The organism is Variovorax sp. YR750 (genome assembly GCF_900109805.1).
Taxonomy (GTDB): domain Bacteria; phylum Pseudomonadota; class Gammaproteobacteria; order Burkholderiales; family Burkholderiaceae_C; genus Variovorax; species Variovorax gossypii.
In genome coordinates, this window is the sequence record NZ_FOBJ01000001.1 from 356,295 (window position 1) to 369,605 (window position 13,311).

Genomic DNA, 13,311 nt, shown 5'->3' on the forward strand with positions numbered 1-13,311 from the left:
AGAACACATCCGCGCCTCGAAACAGGCTGCGCGCGGCGGTCGCAATTAATACGATTGGCTTCGCTTTGATCGGTGCGTGCACCGGCTCCCCGATTGCCACCTGCATCGAAGCACCCTTGCTTCAAGATGCCCACCTCTCTTTACTTCGAAAACCCCGCCGCGCACAGGCCGCTGCCACCCGAACTCCATCTGGTGGCGGAACACGACGAACCCGATGCGCGCGCAACCAGCGCCGCTGCCGTCGCGAGCGCGTTGTGCCATCTGTTCACAAAGGCCAGCGAGCCTGAGCTCGCGTCGCTGCTGCGCTCCATCGAACAGGGCAATGCATCGGCAGCCGCGCGGCTGGCGCACGAGATCCTCAGGCCCATCGCCTTTCCCGCACAGGCGACGGCTACAGCACCCGCCACGGTGGATGCCGACGTCGAGGCCATGCAGCACTTCGCGCCAGCAGAGGCCAACGCACTGCTGTCCGCACGCGAACTCAAGGTGCTGTGGCTCATCTCGCGCGGCTGGAGCAACCGCGAGATCGCCGAGGCCACGCACCGCTCCATCAACACCATCGAGGCGCAGCTCAAGAGCCTGTACCGCAAGCTGGGCGTGAAGTCGCGCACCCAGGCGATCCGCGAAGCGATGAAGCACGGCTTGCTGAACTGGCGCCCGAACGGCGGCGCCACGTCGGCGATGGCGATGAACCACGCGGTCGCGAAGGACACGGACGCTAGCCTAATCGGACTACAAGCCTGAAGTCCGCCGGTCGACGGCGGCGACCGGTTTGGCTGCGCCGATGCGCTGCTTGCGCACGACAACGACCTACCCACAGCAAGCCCAGACCCGGCAGGCACGAGAAGTGTGCTGATCGGTGCGGCGCTGCCAGTTCTCCGAGGAAGGAGGCCTCGGACTTCCTGCTTGGTACGTCCGGTTAGCGATAGACGCTCTTGATCAGGGCTTGATCCTTCGGCGCGTCGTCGCTGTGGGCAGACCTGTTTTGGGCGAGGTGCTGTACCAGTGCTTTCGGCTGACTACCTTCCACGCTCAGACGGCCGAGCCACCGGTTGTGCAGCGCAGCCTCGATCAATGCCGCGCGGCCGCGCGCCGTAATGCCGTTGCGCGTGAGATCCAACGCGTGCAACGTGGGCGAAGTCGCGATCAGTTTCGCCGCGCAAGCTGCGCCCTCATCGCCCATTTCGTTGGTACGCGCGCCGAGTGCTTTGCCCGACACCGCGTAGCCCAGATTGAGGTTGCGCAAGCCTGAATCCCCGGCCGCCTCGAAAAGTGCCCTGGCCCCTTTGCTCCCGATACCGTTGCTCGCGAGTTCCAGTGTTTGCAACGTCCCGTTGTAACGCAAGGCTTCCGCCAGTTCGATCGCACCCTCATCACCGAGGTGATTCGCGCTCACGTACAGCGCCGATATCTGCGGCGCTTCGCGCAATAGTCGAGCAAGGTCTGGAACGACCGAAGGCCCCAGGCCGTTGCCACTCAGGTAGAGGCTTCGCAGGCCGCTATTGCCGGCACACAGCGCATCGGTCACTGCGCGCACGCCCGCGCCGCGCAGGTCAGTGTTGACAAGATCGAGCACCTGCAGGTGCTTGTTGTCGCGCAGCATGCGCGCGATGCTTTCCGCCCCATCAGGCCCCAAGGGGTTGCGCTTGAGCCAGAGGCCGGTGATCTGCGGCGCATGCTTAACCACGGCGGCCAGCTCACGCGCGCCCCCAGGACCGATGTTGTTGCAGCCGAGATAGAGCACCTGGAGGTGTGCATTTCCCGCCACCAACTTGGCGACAGCTCTCGCTCCGACATCGCCAATGGCGTCGGTGCCCAGCATGAGACTGCGCACCCTCGTGTTGTGCTGAAGCGCCGCTACGAGCTGCAGGCAGTTTTCGGTACCCAGACTTTGCTTGCACAGGTCCAGGCGGCCATCGTCCAGCATCGTGCCACGCGGAAAACGTTGGTCGCCCTGGACAGCAAGATCTGCGCGCAGGTGGGCCAGCAAGGGCGCAAGCTCTTGCGCGCCGCACGGCGTGACAGCAACGCGGTGAACCGGGCAATGCACCGAGCTCTCGTCCGTCGGCAACTCACCATGCATAGGGTTCGAAATCCTTGAGAAAGTGTCCGAACAGCGGCGTCCCCGGCTCGTTGATACCGCGTGCGATAGGGTCAAACAACCGGGCCATGCCATCGATCGCATCCAGCGGCGTATAGAAGTTCTGCGTCTGTCGCGCGCGCATGGCCTGGGGGTAAGGCTTCTCGTCCGTCACCCAGCCAGTGTCTACCGCGTTCATGTAGATTCCGTCACGGGCCCACTCTTGGGCGCTGGTGCGCACCAGCATGTTCATCGCGGCCTTGGCCATATTGGTGTGCGGATGGAACTCCGTCTTTTCGCTGCGGTTGAACTGCCCTTCCATTGCGGAGACCTGCACCACAAAACGGCGTGAATGCGGGGAACGCAACAATGCTGGCCTGAGTCTGCCCGTAAGCACGAAGGGGCCCACGGCGTTTACGAGCTGCACCTCCAGCAGTTCCAGCGTGGACACTTCATGCAGTCGCTGTGACCACGAATTGTTCGGTCGCTTGTCGAGGATCTGGCCATAGCTGTCCAGTTCCTGCCGCACGAAGTAATCGCCGTAGCCCGGCAACTGCCCCAGGTAGTGGTTCCTGGCTTCCAACAACCATGGCGTGGGCTCGGCGGCCATTAGCGCGGCGTAGAACTCGCGTGGGCGTTTGATCGTCTGGGCCGCGTTGTTGATCAGGATGTCAAGGTGCGGCAACCGCTCGCAAAGAGCGTCAGCGAACGCCTCCACCGAAGGGATGTTGCGTAGATCCAGCGCTTCCAGCGTCAGGCGGTCGCGCCAAGAGTCAGCATCGGGCATAGCGAGGAATCGCTGCTGCGCATCCTTCGGGAAACGGGTGGTGACGACGACATCGGCGCCATCGCGCAGCAGGCGCAACGCAGTCTGGAACCCGATCTTTATGCGTCCGCCGGTCACCAACGCAACACGCCCGTGCAGGTCGGCGCGCTGGGCCCGTTTGGCCCAGTTTTTCTCCGCACAGGCAGGGCACAGCAAATGGTAGAAATGGTGCAGTTCTCCGTATGGCTGCTTGCAGACGTAGCAGCGCTGGAGCCTTAGCAGCGCGCCAGTCGAGTTGAAAGGGGCAGAAGAAACCGGCAACGCGGGCACATCCTGTTGCGCACGCACCAGGCCCGCCTGCAGGCGGGCCTCCTGCAACTGCGCCGCGGCCACGGCTTGGCGTACATGGCGCTGGTCGCGCTTGGCCTTCTTCTGGATTTTCGCGATCAGCGTCTTGAAGCGTGGATGCTGGTCTATGCGGGAAGGGTCGTCCGAGATGGCTTGCAACACTTGCAAGGCAATCGCCAACTCTTCGTCCGTGAAGCTCACCGCAGGCAGCCCATCGATCAAAAATCACTCTCCCGCATGCATGCCGGCCATTTCCACGCCGAGTTCGTATGGGGAGAACGAGCTGGACTTGAACCAGCGCTGCCCCCGTGGCGGGAGGCGTGCTTCCGCTACACCATCGTTCTCCGACCGCGATTCTAAGAACGAAATGCCGGGATCGCGGCCATTGCCCAACGCAAAAAGCCGGCCGGCCCGCAGGCCTGATGGCCGCGTCCTCGCGCTAAGATGCGGCCCGCGGTTGCAAGCCGCGCCCGGACCCGCGGGAAGGGTTGAACCCACTTGCCTTCATTTGACGATCCACACGCCTTTTGTGCAGCCGGATTTGCGGGTCATCGGCGTCTGATGCACGGAGGTTCACATGAAGCGCATGCCCGCCCGGCCCGACCAGGGCCATCTGAAGAAGCAAGCCAAGGAACTGCTTGCTCTCTACCGAAGCAACGACCCCGCCGCCACCGCGCGATTCCGCGATGCCCTGCCGGCTGCCGCCGGCAAGACCGATGCCGAGATCGCCGCGCTCGAACTGCGCCTGCACGACGCCCAGTCGTGCATTGCACGCGAATACGGCTTCGCATCCTGGGCCGACCTGCAGGGCTTCGTTCTCGCGCGACGGTCGCAGGCCGAAGACCCGGCGAAGGCAGTCCTCTACTGGCTGCGCCTCGTCTACGCGGGCGACATAGCCGGCGGCAACAATCGCGCCCGGCCCGCGGCGGCCCTGCGCCTGCTCGAGGAAAGCCCGGGCCTGCTCGGCGACGACCCGAGCCTTGCCTGCGCGATCGGCAACGAAGCATCGCTGCGCCGCGCCATCGCGCATGACCCCGCCTGGGTGAACCGGCCGGGCGGCCCGCTGGCCTTGCCGCCGCTCGTGGCCGTGGCCCATTCCGGGCTGATGCAGGTGCCCTCATTTCGCGAACGCCTGCTCGCCTGCGCAAGGCTGCTGCTCGAGGCGGGCGCGGACCAGAACCAATCCGTCGGCAACCGCTGGCCTCCCGCATCCGTCGAGGCTCCCGCCGAAAACGAACGGCTCTCCGCGCTCTACGGTGCCGCCGGCCCGAACCACGACGCCGCGCTCACCAGGCTGCTGCTGGATGCTGGCGCCGACCCCAACGACGGCGAATCGCTCTATCACTCGCTGGAGAACCCGGCCTGCACGAAGCTCCTGCTCGAGGCCGGTGCTCGCATCGAAGGCACGAACGCGCTCTATCGCGTGCTCGATCTCGACGACGTCGAAACGCTTCGGCTGCTGCTCTCGCACGGCGGCAATGCCAACGAACCGCCCATGGGTTCGCCCACCGCCGACTGGGGTTCGCTGCTCCTGTGGGCGATCCGGCGGCGCAGGTCTCCCGCGCACATCGAAGCCCTGCTGGCGGCCGGCGCGGACGCTTCCGCCACGACGAGCGACGGCACGAGCGCCTACACCGCGGCCCTGCGCTTCGGGCTGCCGGAAGTCGCGCGCCTTCTCCAGCAAGCCGGCGGTGCTGCCACGCTTCCGGCGGACGAAGCCTTCGTCGCAGCCTGCGCACAGGGCGACGAAGCCGCCGCGCGCCGCATCCAGGCGGCCCACCCGGGCATCGTCGGAACGCTTTCCGAAGCGCAGCTGCGCCAGTTGCCGGAACTCGCGGCCCAAGGCTGCGCCGACGCCGTGAAGCTGATGGTCGAGCTCGGCTGGCCCATCGCAACTCGCGGCGGCGACTGGGACGCCTCGGCGCTCAACAAGGCCGTGTTCCGCGGCGACGCCGGACTCGTCCGGTTCCTGCTGGAGCACGGTGCAAGCTGGCAGGAACAGCACGGCTTCGGTGACAACGCCTGCGGCGGCCTTTCATGGGCCTCGTGCAACGAACCACCGGACGGCGAAGGCGACTGGCTCGGCTGCGCCCAGGCGCTGGTCGCCCACGGCATGCCCGCCGCGCGGCCCGATCCCACGAGTCCTGACTGGGTGCTCGTCGGCGGGCGCCGGTACGTGTTCTCGGACGAGGTGACGGACTACCTGCTCGGCGCCTCCGCCGCGCAGGGCTGAAAAAAAGCGGGCCCGAGGGCCCGCCAAAAGCCGTCCATCGGGTTGCGAGAAGCACGCAACCCGACTCCGACTCACCTCGAACTCAACTCCTTGCTCCTGCTTCCTCTCACTTCCTTCTCCGATCAGGTCAAGACGCGCGCCAACCGAGCTCCGGCGCGATGCGGCGGGACAGGTCGATCAATATCTGCTCGTATTCCTCGCTGCTGAAGTTGTAGGGCAACTCCACCCTCAGCTCGCTCACGTGCGGCAGCACGGGGTCGCCGTGCAGCCGGTCGAGGATTTCGCCGGAGGTGCCGACGAGATCGCCCGCGAACAGCGTGCGCCGCTCGCCCTGCGGAGCCAGCGTGCGCTCGACGCGGCCGGCCGCGAACTCGCGGTAGCGCTTGCGCGTGGCCGTATCGGCGCTGTCGAGCGGAACGATCACGCGGCCGAGCGCCACCCTGCCCTTGCGCCCCTCGGTCTCGCTGGCCCGGTAGCGTTCGATCAGGCCCAGTTGAGCCTGCAGGAAGTCGTCGGTGGTCTCGCCCGAAAGCACGTTGCCCAGCAGCAGGTTGAATCCGTTGCGCCCGGCCCATTCGACCGAACGCAGCGAGCCGCCGCCGTACCAGAGCCGGTCGACCAGGCCCGGCGCGTAGGGCTGCACGCGCGGCCGCACGCGTCCGCCGGCTGACTCGACGAAGGTCTCTTCGTCGCCCAGCAGCACGTCTTCGAGGTTGGCCTTGAGCCGGCCCACGCGCTTGTGCGTGAAGTCGACGGTGTTCGGCGCCGCGTCGTGGAAGCGGTTGCCCAGCAACGCACCGTGCAGCGGCGCGCCCGCGCTCAGACCGACCTGCAGCCTGCCGCGCGAAAGCACGTCGACCGTGGCCAGGTCCTCGGCAAGGCGGAACGGGTTCTCGTAGCCCATCTGGATCACCGCCGCGCCCAGCTCGATGCGGCGTGTGCGCTGAGTCACCGCGGCCAGGAAGGTCGCGGCCGAGGACACGCCGCGCTCCAGGTGGCGCTGGCGCACCCAGGCCCCGTCGAAGCCCAGCTTCTCGCCGAACTCGAAGAGCTTCAGCGCGGCCTCGATGCCGGCCAGCGGATCGCCCTCGGCGTAGTTGCCCGGCGTCAGGAACGCGAGATGACGGATGCCGGTGCTGCTCATGGAGCGAACTTCGGCAGGCCTGGCGGATTGACCTCCGACTTCGGCAATGCCTCTTCCGTCAGGCTCCAGCGCGCGAGCGCCTTGGCGTAGGTTCCGTTGCGGATCAGGTTGTTGGCCGCGGTGGTCAGCGCCACCGCGAGGCCGCTGCCCTTGCGCGTGGCGATGGCCACGTCCGACTTCAGCGGCCAGCCTGCGTTGACCGTGCCGACCAGCCTGATCTGCCCGTTCTTCGCGGCCTCGTAGGCCTGCGGCGCGTTCGGGTTGAAGTTGGCGTCGACCCGCCTGGTGACCACGGCCAGCGTGCGCGTCACGTCATCGTCGTAGTACTGGATCTCGACGGGCTTCAGGCCCGCGGCAACGTTCTGCCGGTTCCACTCCAGCAGGATGCGCTCCTGGTTGGTGCCGGCGCCGGTCGTCAGCTTCAGGCCCGCCACGTCCTTCGGCTCGCGGATCGACTTGATGGCGCTGTCGGTGCGCACGTAGAAGCCGTGCAGGCCGAGGCGATAGGTCGAGAAGTCGAACTTCTCCTTGCGCTGCTCGGTCACGCCCACGTTGGAGATCACCGCGTCGTACTTGCCCGAGCTCAGGCCCAGCGGCCAGTCGGCCCAGGCGATGGGCTGCAGGTCGAGCTTGAGGCCCAGCGCGTCGGCGATGAGCAACGCGAAGTCGGGATCGAAGCCGACGACCGTCTTCGCGTCGGAGGCGTAGGTCGAGATGGGCGGCGCGAACGGCGCGATGGCGACCGTCAGCACGCCTTCCTTCACGAACTTGAAGTTCGGCGGAATCGCGTTGACCGCCTCGGCGTCCTTGCCTGCGCGCAGGCGGCCGCGCTGCTCGGGGCCGAAGTCGAACTTGTCGGCCGCATGGGCCGCGCCGGCCACTAGCGTGAGCGCGACGAGGCCGCGGGCGATCCAGGTGCTTTTGAAGAGATTCATGGCCATCGTCAGTTCTTCGGCAGGCCCGGCGGGTTGGTGCGCGAGGTCTCGATGGCCTCCGACTCCAGGTTCCAGCGCGACAGCGCCTTGGCGTAGTTGCCGTTCCTGATCTGCGTGTTCAGCGCCAGCGTGACGGCCTCGGCGAGGCCCGAGCCCTTGCGCGAGGTGACCGCGATCTCGGCGTTCAGCGGCCAGCCGCCCGAGAACAGGCCCGCGAGCTTCGTCTTGCCGTCGCGCGCCTCGTAGGCCGCGATGGCGTTCGGGCCCAGGTACGCATCGGCACGGCCCGACTGGAGCGCCAGGCGCTGCACCACATCGTCGTCGTAGTACTGGATCTCCACCGGCTTCAGGCCGGCAGCCACGTTCTGCTTGTTCCAGCGCAACAGGATCTGCTCCTGGTTGGTGCTGGCGGACACGATCACCTTCAGGCCCGCGATGTCCTTCGGCTCCTTGATGGCTCCGAGCTTGCTGTCCGACTTGACGTAGATGCCGAGCTGGTCGTTGCGGTAGGTCGAGAAGTCGAACTTCTCCTTGCGCTCCTCGGTCACGGTCACGTTCGAGACCACCACGTCGAACTTGCCCGACTGCAGGCCCAGCGGCCAGTCGGCCCAGGCGGTGGACACCAGCTCCAGCTTGCGGCCGAGGCTGTCGGCCACCAACTGCGCGATGTCGGGGGCGTTGCCCACGGGCGTCTTGGTGTCGGTGGCGTAGGCGGCGAACGGCAGGCGACCGGTGGTGGTACCGACGACGAGCACACCCTCCTTCTGGAACTTGAAATCCTTCGCGAGCCGGACGGCCTCGTCGATCTTCTGCGCGCGGGGGCGGCCGGGCTGCTCGGGGCTCAAGTCGGGCGCGGGCTGTGCCGATGCGGCGAGCGGCATCAGCAACGCGACCAGGAAGGCGGACAGGATGTTTCGGCGATGGTTCATGTGGGATGCAATGCAGTGGACGGAAAGAAGATCGATCAGAGAACCTTGGCGAGGAACTCGGCGGTGCGCGGGTGCTCCGGCGCGTTGAACACCTTGTCGGGCGAGCCGGTTTCAAGGATGCGGCCGCGCTCCATGAAGACGATGGTGTCGGCCACCTCGCGGGCAAAGCCGATCTCGTGCGTGACGATGACCAGCGTGGTGCCCGAGCGCGCCAGCTCCTTGATGACGGCCAGCACCTCGCCCACCAGCTCGGGGTCGAGCGCCGAGGTGGGCTCGTCGAACAGCAGCACCTTGGGCTTGAGAGCCAGCGCGCGGGCGATGGCCACGCGCTGCTGCTGGCCGCCGGAGAGCTGTCGCGGATAGGCGTGCGTCTTGTCGCCCAGGCCCACGCGCACCAGCAACTCCGAAGCCAGCGCCTCGGCCTCGGCGCGCGGCAGGCCGCGCACGGAGATCGGCGCCTCGACGATGTTCTCCAGCACCGTGAGATGCGGGAACAGGTTGAAGTTCTGGAACACCATGCCCACGTCCACGCGGCGCTTGAGAATTTCCTTCTCGTGCAGCTCGTAGAGCGTGTCCGCGTCGCGGCGGTAGCCGATGAGTTCGCCGTCGATGGCGATGAAGCCGTCGTCCACGCGCTCCAGGTGGTTGATGGCGCGCAGCAGCGTCGATTTGCCGGAGCCCGACTGGCCGAGGATCACCGTCACGCTGCCGCGCGGCACGCCCAGCGTCACGTCGTCGAGCACCTTGAGCGCGCCGAAGCTCTTCGAGACGCCGTGGATCGTGACCTCGCCGCCCTGCGCGAGCTTCTCGGTCCAGCGCGGCACCTGCGCGGGAGCGTCGGCAACGGGCGCTTCTACAGCCGCGGGAGCGGCCGGCGCCTTCGCGCGCCGCAGCCCCCGCAGCAGGCCCGCCAGCCGCGAGCCCGGCGGATGATTGCGCAGCGCGCCGCGCGAGAAGTGCCGCTCCACGTAGTGCTGCACCACCGACAGCACCGTGAGGATGATGAGGTACCACACCGTCGCCACCATCAGCAGCGGAATCACTTCCAGGTTGCGCCGGTAGATGATCTGGATCGTGTAGAACAGTTCGGGCAGCGCCAGGATGTAGAGGTTCGACGTGCCCTTGGCCAGCCCGATGATGTCGTTGAAGGCCGTCGGCAATATGGTGCGCATCGCCTGCGGCAGCACGATGCGGAACGACTGCCGCCCGCGCGACAGCCCCAGCGCCGCGGCCGCCTCGAGCTGCCCCTGCTCCACCGAGAGAATGCCGCCGCGCACGATCTCCGAGGCGAATGCCGCCTGGTTCAGCGTGAGGCCAAGCAGCGCCGCCACGAAGGGGCTGATGAGCTGCGTGGTCGGGTACGAGAAGAAGGTGACGTCGGTGCCCGGGATGCCCAGCGTCACCGTCTCGTACAGATAGCCGAGGTTGTTGATGATCAGCAGCAGCACGATCACCGGCACCGAGCGGAAGAGCCAGGTGAACACCCATGCGAGCCGCGCCAGCAGCGGCGAACGCGACACCCGCGCCAGTGCCAGCGCGGTGCCGAAGAAGAAGCCCAGCAGCGCGCCCAACGCCGTGAGCAGCAGCGTGCGGCCCAGGCCCTGCAGCACCGGCTCGGCGAAGAACCACTGCGCGAACACGCCCCAGCCCCAGCGCGGGTTGGTGAGCGTCGAGTGCAGCACGATGCCGATGACCAGCACCGCGAAGATGGTGCCTGCCGTGCGCGCCGGGTAGCGGGCGGGCACGACACGGAAGTGCGAGTAGTCGCCGTTGGCGGGTGCCGGCGCGGGCGCGGCGCGCTGCGGGTGCGGCTGCGGTGCGCGAACCGGCGCGGGGCTTCGCGGCTCGGTGCCGGCGTCGAGGACGGTCGTGTTCATCGCTGCACCGCCTCGATCTGCTGCGCCACGGGACGGACGTGACCGTGGGCACGGCCGGTGTCCAGGTATTTCTCGAAGGGCAGCTTGCGCGGCGTCTCGGGATCGATGGGCGGATCGAACAGCGCGGTGTAGCCGTGGCCCAGGTACAGGCCCACGGCTTCGGGCTGGCGGAAGCCCGTGGTCAGGTAGATGCGCTCGTAGCCTTGGCGGCGTACCTGCGCCTCCAGTTCCGCGAGCACCTTGCTGGCCAGCCCCTGCCGGCGCAGGTCCGCGTGCGTCCATACGCGCTTGAGTTCGGCCGTGCGCTCGTCGTGGCGCATGAACGCGCCGCCGCCGATGGCCACGCCGTCGCGCAGCAGCAGCACGAAATTGCCGCCGTGAGACGGAGCGAACGCCTCGGCCGGATAGCGCTCCATCTCGCGCGGCTGGCCCGGCTCGCGCATCACGTCGCCGTAGCGGCTGTCGTACTCGAAGGTCAGGCCCTCGATCAGCGGCTTCGCTCGCGGATCGAGCGGCGTGGTGTAGAGGAACTGTTCGCTCATCAGGCGGCCTTCTGCACTGCGGGCGTGACTTCCTGCGCCGCGTAGCGGCTCGCCTTGCGCGGCAGTCCCAGGTGGTCGCGCAGCGTCCGGCCTGGCAGCTCGCGCTGGTAGCGCTCGCGCGCCTCCAGCACCGGGATCACGAACTCGATGAAGTCGTCCAGGCCCTGCCCCAGCACCGGGAAGCCGAGGATGAAGCCGTCGGCCGCGCCCTCGTCCACCCAGCGGATGATCTCGTCGGCGATGCGCTCGCCGGTGCCCACGAACTGCGTGCGCGGCGTAGCCACCTCGAGCGCCACCTCGCGCAGCGTCTGGCCATTGGCCTTGGCGTTCGCCTTGATGCGGTCGGTGGTCGATCGGAAGCTGTTGCGGCCGAGTTCGCCCAGCTCGGGAAACGGCGCGTCCAGCGGGTACTGGCTGAAATCATGGTGGTCGAAGAAGCGGCCGAGATAGGCCAGCGCCTCCTCCACCGTCAACAGCTCGCGGATGGCGCGGTACTTGGCCTCCGCTTCCTCCTCGGTGGCCGCGACCACTGGGCCGATGCCGGGAAAGATCTTCACGTCACCGGCCTGGCGGCCCTGCGCGACGGCGCTGGCCTTCACCTGCCGCAGGAAGCTGCGCGTGTCCTCCAGCGAAGGCGAATGCGTGAACACCGCGTCCGCGTACTTGCCGGCCAGACCGATGCCCGCATCCGACGAGCCGGCCTGGAAGATCACCGGCTGGCCCTGGGGCGAGCGCTGGATGTTCAACGGACCCGACACCTGGAAGAAGCGCCCCTTGTGGTCGAGCGTGTGCAGCTTGTCGCGGTCGAAGAAGCGGCCGCTCTCGCGGTCGCGCACGAAGGCATCGTCGTCCCAACTGTCCCACAGGCCCTGCGTCACGGCCAGGTATTCGTCGGCGATCTCGTAGCGCAGCGCGTGCTCGGGGTGCGCACGGCTGTAGTTCCTGGCGCTGCCTTCGAGCGGCGTGGTCACCACGTTCCAGCCCGCGCGACCGCCGCTGATGAGATCGAGCGAGCCGAACTGGCGCGCCACCGTGAACGGGTCGCTGTACGAGCTGGAGACCGTGCCCGCGAGGCCGATCTTCGAAGTCACCGTGGCCAGCGCCGACAGGATCGAGATCGGCTCGAAGCGATTGAGGAAGTGCGGGATCGACTTCTCGTTGATATAGAGCCCGTCCGCCACGAACGCGAAGGCGATGCCCGCGGCCTCGGCCTTCTGCGCGGTGCGGATGAAGAAGTCGAGGTTGACGCTGGCGTCGGCCGGTCCGCCTGGATGCTTCCAGGAGTTCATGTGGCTGCCGGCTCCCTGCAGCATGACTCCGAACCTGATGTTGTTGTTGCTCATGACGGTCGCTCGCTCGATGGAGAGAAGAGAAGGAAAGAAAGGAAGGCTCAGGCCGGCAGCGCGGCCGGTTCGCGCGCCCTGGCCAGCAGCTCGACGGACGCATGGCGCTCCGCGAAGCCGGCCACGGGGATGTCGATGACGAACTCCTCGATGCCGTACTGCTCGCTCAGCGCATCGAGCGCATCGCGCACCTCTTCGCCGGTGCCGGCGATCACGTGGGGGCGGCGTTCTTCGGTCCGGTAGTCGCTCGCGCCGGCCTGCCGCGCGAACTCGGCCGCGGCTTCGAGGCTGGGCAGGTTCACGCTCTGGCCGGTAGGCAGGTGCACGCGGAAGCTGCGCAGTGCGCCCACGAGTTCTGCGGCCTTCTCATGCGTTTCCGCCGCGAAGGCGAAGAGCGCGAGCAAGGGCGCGCGCCCTGTCTCCGCGCGATAGGCCTCGATGGATCGTGCGAGGTTCACCGGGTCGCCGTTGAAATGACCCGCATAGGCGAACTGCCAGCCCAGCCGGGCCGCGAGCACCGCGCTCTCGGGGCTGCCGCCTAGCAGCACGCGCTGCGGCAACTGCGGCGGATTGGGCGTTGCGACCGCTCCGGCCAGCGCATGCCCCGAGGCGATGCCCTCGTGCAGGAAGGCGTCGAGCTCGGACAGTCGGACGCCGAAGTCCTCGCCCTTCGTCTTCGCCGGATCGTGCAGCCATTGCAGCGCCTTGCTGGTCAGCGGCAGGCCACCGGGCGCCTTGCCGATGCCCAGGTCCACGCGCCCCGGCGCCAGCGAGGCCAGCACGCGGAAGGCCTCCGCCACCTTGAACGGGCTGTAGTGCTGCAGCATGACGCCGCCGGTGCCCACGCGGATGCGCGATGTCTTCGCGAGCACGTGCGCGGCCAGCACCTCGGGCGCCGATCCTGCGTAGTTCCGGTTGCCATGGTGCTCGGCGAGCCAGTAGCGCCGGTAGCCCAGCCGCTCGGCGCTCTGTGCGAGCGAGACGGTGTGCTGGAACGCCTGTGCGGCGTCGGCGCCTTCGGGGATCAGGCTCTTGTCGAGCAGGGACAGCGAATACGACACGATGTGCGGCGGGACATGCCCTTGAAAGAATTGCGTCAAATTCTCTTGGGCAT

At 67.5% G+C, this 13,311-nt stretch carries 11 protein-coding genes and 1 tRNA gene; 2 read left to right on the forward strand and 10 right to left on the reverse strand.

Annotation, left to right across the window (positions count from 1 at the left end; genetic code table 11):
* Nucleotides 1-126: 126 nt before the first annotated feature.
* Nucleotides 127-744, forward strand: coding sequence for a response regulator transcription factor (locus BMY35_RS01535; protein ID WP_093195229.1), 618 nt, complete (start codon nt 127-129; stop codon nt 742-744).
* 175 nt (nt 745-919) lie between these two features.
* Here BMY35_RS01535 and BMY35_RS01540 read toward each other — a convergent pair whose 3' ends face one another.
* The 3 genes from BMY35_RS01540 to BMY35_RS01550 form a co-directional block, all read right to left on the reverse strand.
* A complete protein-coding gene (locus tag BMY35_RS01540; RefSeq protein ID WP_177213554.1) occupies nt 920-1,990 on the reverse strand; it encodes a leucine-rich repeat domain-containing protein in 1,071 nt (356 codons plus the stop codon).
* 82 nt (nt 1,991-2,072) lie between these two features.
* Nucleotides 2,073-3,395 carry an SDR family NAD(P)-dependent oxidoreductase gene (locus tag BMY35_RS01545; RefSeq protein ID WP_093195594.1) on the reverse strand — a complete coding sequence of 441 codons (1,323 nt, stop codon included), beginning with the start codon at nt 3,393-3,395 and terminating at the stop codon, nt 2,073-2,075.
* 69 nt (nt 3,396-3,464) lie between these two features.
* Nucleotides 3,465-3,539 (reverse strand) — tRNA-OTHER (locus BMY35_RS01550).
* Nucleotides 3,540-3,771: 232 nt separating this feature from the next.
* Here BMY35_RS01550 and BMY35_RS01555 point away from each other — a divergent pair.
* Nucleotides 3,772-5,427 (forward strand): ankyrin repeat domain-containing protein, encoded by a 1,656-nt coding sequence (locus tag BMY35_RS01555; RefSeq protein WP_093195231.1) that lies wholly within the window; start codon nt 3,772-3,774, stop codon nt 5,425-5,427.
* 127 nt (nt 5,428-5,554) lie between these two features.
* On the opposite strand, the gene BMY35_RS01560 is transcribed toward BMY35_RS01555, so the two are convergent.
* Genes BMY35_RS01560 through BMY35_RS01590 form a run of 7 tightly spaced genes read right to left on the reverse strand, consistent with a single transcriptional unit; the run spans nt 5,555 to nt 13,258 of the window.
* Nucleotides 5,555-6,571 carry an LLM class flavin-dependent oxidoreductase gene (locus BMY35_RS01560; protein ID WP_093195232.1) on the reverse strand — a complete coding sequence of 339 codons (1,017 nt, stop codon included), beginning with the start codon at nt 6,569-6,571 and terminating at the stop codon, nt 5,555-5,557.
* Complete coding sequence (locus tag BMY35_RS01565) at nt 6,568-7,506, reverse strand: ABC transporter substrate-binding protein (RefSeq protein WP_371287120.1); 939 nt, start codon at nt 7,504-7,506, stop codon at nt 6,568-6,570. The genes BMY35_RS01560 and BMY35_RS01565 overlap by 4 nt, the downstream gene beginning before the upstream one ends.
* An 8-nt stretch (nt 7,507-7,514) precedes the next feature.
* On the reverse strand, nt 7,515-8,435 hold the full coding sequence (locus BMY35_RS01570) for an ABC transporter substrate-binding protein (RefSeq protein ID WP_093195234.1): 921 nt from the start codon (nt 8,433-8,435) through the stop codon (nt 7,515-7,517).
* 35 nt (nt 8,436-8,470) lie between these two features.
* Nucleotides 8,471-10,312 (reverse strand): amino acid ABC transporter permease/ATP-binding protein, encoded by a 1,842-nt coding sequence (locus tag BMY35_RS39040; protein WP_093195235.1) that lies wholly within the window; start codon nt 10,310-10,312, stop codon nt 8,471-8,473.
* Entirely contained in the window at nt 10,309-10,854 is a 546-nt protein-coding gene (locus BMY35_RS01580; protein ID WP_093195236.1) for a GNAT family N-acetyltransferase, read from the reverse strand. The genes BMY35_RS39040 and BMY35_RS01580 overlap by 4 nt, the downstream gene beginning before the upstream one ends.
* Nucleotides 10,854-12,197 carry an LLM class flavin-dependent oxidoreductase gene (locus tag BMY35_RS01585; protein ID WP_093195237.1) on the reverse strand — a complete coding sequence of 448 codons (1,344 nt, stop codon included), beginning with the start codon at nt 12,195-12,197 and terminating at the stop codon, nt 10,854-10,856. Before BMY35_RS01585 ends, BMY35_RS01580 begins: the two co-directional genes overlap by 1 nt.
* A gap of 47 nt (nt 12,198-12,244) precedes the next feature.
* The gene (locus BMY35_RS01590) at nt 12,245-13,258 is read right to left on the reverse strand and encodes an LLM class flavin-dependent oxidoreductase (protein ID WP_093195595.1); all 1,014 of its coding nucleotides are present in this window, start codon (nt 13,256-13,258) and stop codon (nt 12,245-12,247) included.
* Between the last annotated feature and the right edge of the window lie 53 nt (nt 13,259-13,311).

What these genes read in the sequence shown, in the direction of transcription:
- BMY35_RS01535 (WP_093195229.1), top strand. Translation starts at nt 127, where the DNA reads ATGCCCACCTCTCTTTACTTCGAAAACCCCGCCGCGCACAGGCCGCTG.
- BMY35_RS01555 (WP_093195231.1), top strand. Translation starts at nt 3,772, where the DNA reads ATGAAGCGCATGCCCGCCCGGCCCGACCAGGGCCATCTGAAGAAGCAA.
- BMY35_RS01560 (WP_093195232.1), bottom strand. Translation starts at nt 6,571, where the DNA reads ATGAGCAGCACCGGCATCCGTCATCTCGCGTTCCTGACGCCGGGCAAC.
- BMY35_RS01565 (WP_371287120.1), bottom strand. Translation starts at nt 7,506, where the DNA reads ATGAATCTCTTCAAAAGCACCTGGATCGCCCGCGGCCTCGTCGCGCTC.
- BMY35_RS01570 (WP_093195234.1), bottom strand. Translation starts at nt 8,435, where the DNA reads ATGAACCATCGCCGAAACATCCTGTCCGCCTTCCTGGTCGCGTTGCTG.
- BMY35_RS39040 (WP_093195235.1), bottom strand. Translation starts at nt 10,312, where the DNA reads ATGAACACGACCGTCCTCGACGCCGGCACCGAGCCGCGAAGCCCCGCG.
- BMY35_RS01580 (WP_093195236.1), bottom strand. Translation starts at nt 10,854, where the DNA reads ATGAGCGAACAGTTCCTCTACACCACGCCGCTCGATCCGCGAGCGAAG.
- BMY35_RS01585 (WP_093195237.1), bottom strand. Translation starts at nt 12,197, where the DNA reads ATGAGCAACAACAACATCAGGTTCGGAGTCATGCTGCAGGGAGCCGGC.